Annotated in this window: 4 protein-coding genes; 1 reads left to right on the plus strand and 3 read right to left on the minus strand. The window is 72.2% G+C overall.

Features of this window, described 5'->3' with window-relative positions:
- The 3 genes from FHP29_RS22660 to FHP29_RS09115 form a co-directional block, all read right to left on the minus strand.
- The coding region (locus tag FHP29_RS22660; protein ID WP_420813402.1) for an alpha-amylase family glycosyl hydrolase at window positions 1-917 on the minus strand (917 nt) is incomplete at its 3' end.
- On the minus strand, window positions 914-2950 hold the full coding sequence (locus FHP29_RS09110; RefSeq protein ID WP_139622549.1) for an alpha-1,4-glucan--maltose-1-phosphate maltosyltransferase: 2037 nt from the start codon (window positions 2948-2950) through the stop codon (window positions 914-916). The genes FHP29_RS22660 and FHP29_RS09110, both read right to left, overlap by 4 nt.
- Before the next feature lie 20 nt (window positions 2951-2970).
- Window positions 2971-4206: a molybdopterin molybdotransferase MoeA gene (locus FHP29_RS09115; protein ID WP_139622550.1), complete on the minus strand. Its 1236-nt coding sequence runs from the start codon at window positions 4204-4206 to the stop codon at window positions 2971-2973.
- Between the two features lie 198 nt (window positions 4207-4404).
- Here FHP29_RS09115 and glgP point away from each other — a divergent pair, with 198 nt between their 5' ends.
- The gene (glgP, locus tag FHP29_RS09120) at window positions 4405-6999 is read left to right on the plus strand and encodes an alpha-glucan family phosphorylase (RefSeq protein ID WP_139622551.1); all 2595 of its coding nucleotides are present in this window, start codon (window positions 4405-4407) and stop codon (window positions 6997-6999) included.
- The last annotated feature ends 201 nt before the right edge of the window (window positions 7000-7200 follow it).

The raw sequence follows: 7200 nt of genomic DNA on the forward strand, positions 1-7200 counted from the left end.
ATGATCTCGGAGATCGGGAACCGCGACTCGCGCCGCACCGCCATGAAGATGCGCGGCATGACGGGGAAGTGGAAGGCCATGTGGCACTCGTCGCCCCCCACCGCGGGATCGCCGAAATACTCGACCACGTCGGTCGGCCACTGGTTGGCCTCGCACAGCAGCACGCGGCCGGGGTAGTTCTCGTCGACGAAGCGGCGCACCTTCCTGAGGAACTCGTGCGTCTCGGGGAGGTTCTCCCCGTTGGTGCCGGGGCGCTCGTAGAGGTAGGGCACCGCGTCGAGCCGGAAGCCGTCGAGGCCCATGTCGAGCCAGAACGCCATCGCGTCCAGCATCGCGTCGTGGACCTTCGGGTTGTCGAAGTTGAGGTCGGGCTGGTGGTGGAAGAACCGGTGCCAGAAGTACTGCCCGCGCACCTGGTCGTAGGTCCAGTTCGACGGCTCGGTGTCGACGAAGATGATCCGCGCGTCCTGGTAGAGCTCGTCGGTGTCGGACCACACGTAGAAGTCGCCGTACGGGCCGTCCGGGTCGCTGCGCGAGGCCTGGAACCACGGGTGGGCGTCACTCGTGTGGTTCATGACGAAGTCGATGATCACCCGGATCCCGCGCTCGTGCGCGGCGTCGAGGAAGGCGTGGAAGTCCTCGACGCTGCCGCACTCCGGGAGGATGTCGGTGTAGTCGGCGACGTCGTAGCCCCCGTCGCGCAGCGGCGAGGTGAAGAACGGCGGCACCCACAGGCAGTCGACGCCCAGCCACTGCAGGTAGTCCAGCTTCTCGGTGAGACCGCGGAAGTCGCCGGTGCCGTCGGCGTTGGAGTCGCGGAACGAGCGCACCAGCACCTCGTAGAACACCGCGGTACGGAACCACTCCGGCTCGTCGTTCAGGACGATCGACTCGGCCGTGCTCGCGGGATGGCTCATCCATGCCCCCTGACCACGAGGATGTGGGCCGGCTGCCAGGGATCGAGCCGCACGTAGTTGTGCTCGCCCCAGGTCCAGCCGGCGCCCGTGATCTCGTCGTGGACCGAGAACGACGAGCCCGGCGCCAGGTCGAGCGCGGCCAGGTTGAGGTGGACCATCGTCTCCCGGGTCTGGTGGGGATCGAGGTTGAGCACGACGATCAGCCGGTCGGAGCCGGCGACCTTGGAGAAGCACAGGACGTGGTCCTCCTCGGTCGCGTGGAGGGTGAGGTTGCGCAGCAGCTGCAGCGCGGGGTGGGCGCGCCGGATCTCGTTGAGACGCGTGACGTACGACGTCAGGTCGGCTCCGAGCGTGCCGGGAGCCGTCGCGGCGGCCCAGTCCCGGACGCGGATCTGGTACTTCTCCGAGTCGAGGTACTCCTCGCTGCCCGGGCGCACCGCCACGTGCTCGCCGAGCTCGTAGCCGGCGTACATGCCCCACACGGGGGAGGAGAGCGCCGCCAGCGCGGCTCGGATCTTGAAGGCGGCCGGTCCGCCGTACTGCAGGAACTCGTGGAGGATGTCGGGGGTGTTGACGAAGAAGTTCGGCCGCATCCGGTGCGCGGACTCGGCCGTCACCTCGCGCAGGTAGTCCTCGATCTCGCCCTTGGCCGTGCGCCAGGTGAAGTAGGTGTAGGACTGGTGGTAGCCGATCGCGCCGAGGGTCTGCATCATCGGCGGCTTGGTGAACGCCTCGGCCAGGAAGATCACGTCGGGGTCGGTGGCGCGGACCTTCGCCAGCAGCCACTCCCAGAACGCGACCGGCTTGGTGTGCGGGTTGTCGACGCGGAAGATCCGCACCCCGTGGTCCATCCAGTGGCGGACGACGCGCAGGACCTCGGTCGCCAGGCTGTCGGGGTGGTCGTAGTCGTGGGCGTCGAAGTTGACGGGGTAGATGTCCTGGTACTTCTTCGGCGGGTTCTCGGCGTAGGCGATCGACCCGTCGGCGCGGGTGGTGAACCACTCCGGGTGCGCCGCCACCCACGGGTGGTCGGGAGCGGCCTGGAGCGCGAGGTCGAGGGCGACCTCGAGGTCGAGTCGGCGCGCGGTCTCGACGAAGGCGTCGAAGTCCTTGATCGTGCCGAGGTCGGGGTGGATCGCGTCGTGGCCGCCGTGCCGGCTGCCGATCGCCCAGGGGGATCCCGCCCAGTCGTCGGGGATCGGCTCGCCGGCGGCGACCACCGTGTTGTTGGGGCCCTTGCGGTTGACCTCGCCGATCGGGTGGATCGGCGGCAGGTAGATCACGTCGAAGCCCATCGCGGCCACGGCGGGGAGTCGCTCGGCGGCCGTGCGCAGGGTGCCGCTCACGACCTCGCCCGTCCTCGGGTCGTGGTGGGCGCCCTCCGAGCGCGGGAAGAACTCGTACCAGCTGCCGAAGCGGGCCCGCGGCCGGTCGACGTAGACCGGGAAGGGGCCCTCGACCGTGACGAGGTCGCGCAGCGGGTGGGTTGTCAGGACGGCCTCCAGCTCCGGCGACTCGAGCTGGGCCAGGCGTGCCTCCGCCGGGCGCTTGGTGTCGCGCGCGGCCTTGATCGCGGCCTTGACGACGGCCGCGTCGGCCTTGTTGTCGCGCGAGCGTCCGAGCCCCTTCAGGACGCGCTCGAGGAGCAGCACGCCCTCGGCGAACATCAGCTCCACGTCGATCTCGGCGCGGATCTTGATCCCGGCGGCGTGCTGCCACGTCGCGATCGGGTCCGACCACGACTGGACCTCGAAGGACCACGGTCCCTCGGCGTCCGCGCTCACCCACGCCTCGTAGCGGTTCACGGTGTGCCGGTCGACGGTCGGCAGGAGGCGCATCCGCGTCGGTGGTCGTCGTACGCCGTCCGGTCCGAGCAGCACCACCTCCGCCCCCAGCCGGTCATGTCCCTCGCGGAACACCGTCGCGCGGACGGGGAAGGGCTCGCCGAGGCTCGCCTTCACCGGCAGGCGGTGCCGGTTGGCGCTGGTCTCGAGGACCGGCTCGACGTCGATCACGGGGATGCGTCCGACCATGACTCGAACCTAGCGAGTCATCAGTGACACGTCAGGTCCCACACGTCCACCAGGTGGCCGGCGGCGAGCGGATCCCCGTCCGCGGGCAGGTCGATCAGGGCGTCGGCGCCGGCGAACCAGCCGAGGAAGGCCGAGCCCGGCGGTCCCCACGGGGTGACCGTGCCGGCGGCCCGGTCGAGTCGGCCGCGTCGCAGCTGGCGCTTGCCGCGCAACGGCTGCACGGGCTCGGTGAGGCGCGCGCGGACGACCGCGCGCTGGGGGCGCGGGTGGCCGAACGCCCGGCGCAGCGCGGGCCGGACGAACACCTCCCAGGAGGTCAGCGCGCTGACCGGGTTCCCGGGCAGGCAGACGACCGGGGTGTCGCCGACCAGGCCCGAGCCCTGCGGCATGCCGGGCTGCATCGCGACCTTCACGAACTCGACGCCGCGCGGTCCGAGCCCGTCCTTGACCACCTCGTAGGCGCCGGCGCTGACTCCACCGGAGGTGAGCACCAGGTCGACCCCGCCCGACGCGAGCTCCTCGTCGAGGAGCGCGAGGAAGGTCGGGACGTCGTCCTCGACCCAGAGCCTGCGCACCGCCACGCCGCCCGCCTCCTCCACGGCGGCGGCGAGCAGGGCGCCGTTGGCGTCCCGGATCTGGCCCGAGCCGGGGGCCGGGTCCTCGGCGAGCTCGGAGCCGGTCGAGAGGACGAGCACCCGCGGCCGACGTCGTACGACGACCTCCCGGACGCCGAGCGCCGCGAGCACGCCGATCTGGGCCGGCCCGAGCGTCATGCCCGCGTCGAGCACCTGGCTGCCGGTCGCGACGTCCGAGCCGGCGGTGCGGACGAAGCTGCCCGTCGCTCGCGCCTCGCGGATCTCGACGACGTCCGTCCCGCCGTCGGTCGCCTCGACCTCGACGACCGCGTCGGCACCCTGGGGGACGGCGGCCCCCGTCATGATCCGGCGCACCGACCCGGGCGTCAGCTCGCCGACCGGCGCCCCGGCCGGGATGTCCTCGCCCACGCGGAGACGGACGGGGGAGTCGGGGGTCGCGGTCGCCACGTCGACCGCGCGCACGGCGTACCCGTCCATCCCGGAGTTGTCGAAGGCCGGCAGCGGCTCGGGCGCGGTGACCGGCTCGGCGAGCACCCGCTCACGGGCCTCGTCCACGGCGACGACCTCCGTCGGCCACCGGGCGCCGTGGCGTGCGGCGAGGAGGTCGGCGACGTGCTGCTGGTGCTCGGAGACCGGGCGGAGGGTGGCTGGCGTGCTCATCGCGGTCAGCCTAGGACCTGCTTGCACCGGGTCCGGGGGAGCGACGGGCGAGGCGGCCCCCATGACTCCACCCCGCCCGTCGGTATCCGGGACAACGCGGGTGGGTACGCCGGCGTTACGCGCTACCCGGCGTCACGGCAACCGTGCCACTCCTCGGGACAGTTGGATCGTTCAAGTCGGATTCGTTACCGTCATGCCATGCGTGCCATCCGGAGGTTCACGGTCCGCCCCGTCCTTCCCGACGCCCTCGCCTCGCTCGGCGAGCTCGCGGGCAACCTGCGCTGGTCCTGGCACCCGCCGACGCAGGCGCTGTTCGACGACATCGACCCGCAGCTGTGGCGCGGCGTGGGCCACGACCCGGTGCGGATGCTCGGCGAGGTCAGCCCGGAGCGGTGGGCCGAGCTGGCCGCCGACGACGACTACGTGCGGCGGGTCGCCGACGTGCGGGCCGACCTGGCGGCGTACCTCTCCGAGGACCGGTGGTACCAGCGCGCCCGCGCGGCCGAGCCCGACCGCACCTGGCCGGAGTCGATCGCGTACTTCTCGCCCGAGTACGGCATCACGGCCGTGCTCCCGCAGTACTCCGGCGGACTGGGCATCCTCGCCGGCGACCACCTGAAGGCCGCCAGCGACCTGGGCGTTCCGATCGTGGGGGTCGGACTCCTCTACCGGCACGGCTACTTCAAGCAGTCCCTGTCGCGCGACGGCTGGCAGCAGGAGAGCTACCCCGTGCTGGACCCCGACGGCCTGCCGCTCTCGCTGCTGCTCGAGCCCGACGGCAGCCGCGCGACGATCACCATCCGCATGCCCGACGGTCCCGACCTGCTCGCCCGCGTCTTCGTCGCGTCCGTCGGCCGGGTGCCGCTGCTGCTCCTCGACACCGACGTCGAGGAGAACCCGGAGTCCTACCGCCTCGTCACCGACCGCCTCTACGGCGGCAACACCGAGCACCGCCTGCGCCAGGAGCTGCTGCTCGGCGTCGGCGGCGTGCGCGCGCTGCGCGCCTACTCCCGGATCACCGGTGCGCCCGAGCCGGAGGTCTTCCACACCAACGAGGGCCACGCCGGCTTCCTCGGCGTGGAGCGCATCCGCGAGCTCACGGCCGGCGGTGACGGGGCCGAGGTCGACTTCGCGACCGCCCTCGAGGCCGGCCGCGCCTCCACCGTCTTCACCACCCACACGCCCGTGCCCGCCGGCATCGACCGCTTCCCGCGCACGCTCGTCGAGCAGTACCTCGGCGAGCACGGCGCCACCCCCGGCGTGGCCGTCGACCAGGTGCTCGCGCTCGGTGCGGAGGACTACGAGGGGGGAGACCCCGGCGTCTTCAACATGGCCGTGATGGGCTTCCGTCTCGCGCAGCGCGCCAACGGCGTCTCGCAGCTGCACGGTCACGTCAGCCGCGGCATGTTCAACGGCCTGTGGCCGGCGTTCGACGAGGCCGAGGTGCCGATCACGTCCATCACCAACGGCGTGCACGCGCCGACCTGGGTCGCCCCCGAGGTCGCCGCGCTCGCCGAGGCGCAGGGCGCCGACTACCACGGTGACGACGCCGCCGCCTTCTGGGCGGCCTTCGAGAAGGTGCCCGGCCCCGACGTGTGGCGGACCAAGCGCGAGCTGCGCCAGCGGCTCGTCGACGACGCCCGCCGCCGGCTGCGCAAGTCGTGGGAGAAGCGTGGCGCCTCCCCGGCCGAGCTCGGCTGGATCGAGGACGCCCTCGACCCCGACGTGCTGACGATCGGCTTCGCGCGCCGCGTGCCGTCGTACAAGCGGCTCACGTTGATGCTGCGCGACCCGGAGCGGCTCAAGTCCCTCCTCCTGCACCCCGAGCGCCCCGTCCAGCTCGTCGTCGCCGGCAAGTCGCACCCCGCCGACGACGGCGGCAAGCGGCTGATCCAGGACCTGGTCCGCTTCGCCGACGCGGAGGACGTGCGCCACCGCATCGTGTTCCTGCCCAACTACGACATCGCGCTCGCCCAGCCGCTCTACCCCGGCTGCGACGTGTGGCTCAACAACCCGCTGCGGCCCTACGAGGCGTGCGGTACGTCGGGCATGAAGGCCGCGCTCAACGGAGGCCTCAACCTGTCGATCCTCGACGGCTGGTGGGACGAGTGGTACGAGCCGGAGTTCGGCTGGCCGATCCCGTCCGCCGACGGCCTGGAGGACTACTCCGACCAGCGCGACGACCTCGAGGCCGCCGCGCTCTACGACCTCATCGAGAACGAGGTCGCGCCCCGCTTCTACGACCACGACCACGAGGGCGTGCCGGCCGGCTGGGTCGAGATGCTGCGCCACACCTGGGCGAACCTCGGCCCCAAGGTGCTCGCCACCCGCATGGTCCGCGACTACGTCGAGCAGCTCTACGCGCCGGCCGCCCACAACGCCCGCGCCCTTGCGGCGGTCGAGAACGGTGCCCGCGACCTCGCGCAGTGGAAGGCCCGGGTCCGCGCCGCGTGGGGCGGGGTCCGCGTCGAGCACGTCGAGGCCGAGGGCATCGGTGACGTCGCCGAGGTGGGCGCCGTGTTGAGCGTGCGCTCCTACGTGGCGCTCGGCGACCTGTCGCCGTCCGACGTCGAGGTCCAGCTCGTCCACGGCCGGGTCGACGCCGAGGACGACATCGTCGCCGCCTCGGTGGTGCCGCTGTCCCTCGTCGAGTCGTACGACGGCGGGCGGCACCGCTTCGACGGCGAGGTGGCCCTGGGCCGCTCGGGCCCCTTCGGCTACACCGTCCGGGTGCTGCCGGCCAACCCCCTCCTCGTCGCCCCCGCGGAGCTCGGCGTGGTGGCCCTGGCATGAGCGCGACCCGGCGCAAACTCACCTGAGATCGACGCCGACCCGGCGCAAACTGACCCGAGATCGACGCCGACCCGGCGCAAACTGACCTGAGATCGACGCCGACCCGGCGCAAACTGACCCGCGCCTGGGGGTCAGGACGCGCCGGGTCGACGCACAACCGGGGTCAGGACGCGCCGGGTCGACGCACAACCAGGGTCAGGA

Source organism: Nocardioides albidus (assembly GCF_006335005.1).
Lineage (GTDB): Bacteria > Actinomycetota > Actinomycetes > Propionibacteriales > Nocardioidaceae > Nocardioides > Nocardioides albidus.

Coding starts and splice junctions, on each gene's coding strand:
- FHP29_RS09110 (WP_139622549.1), bottom strand. CDS start 2,950: ATGGTCGGACGCATCCCCGTGATCGACGTCGAGCCGGTCCTCGAGACC.
- FHP29_RS09115 (WP_139622550.1), bottom strand. CDS start 4,206: ATGAGCACGCCAGCCACCCTCCGCCCGGTCTCCGAGCACCAGCAGCAC.
- glgP (WP_139622551.1), top strand. CDS start 4,405: ATGCGTGCCATCCGGAGGTTCACGGTCCGCCCCGTCCTTCCCGACGCC.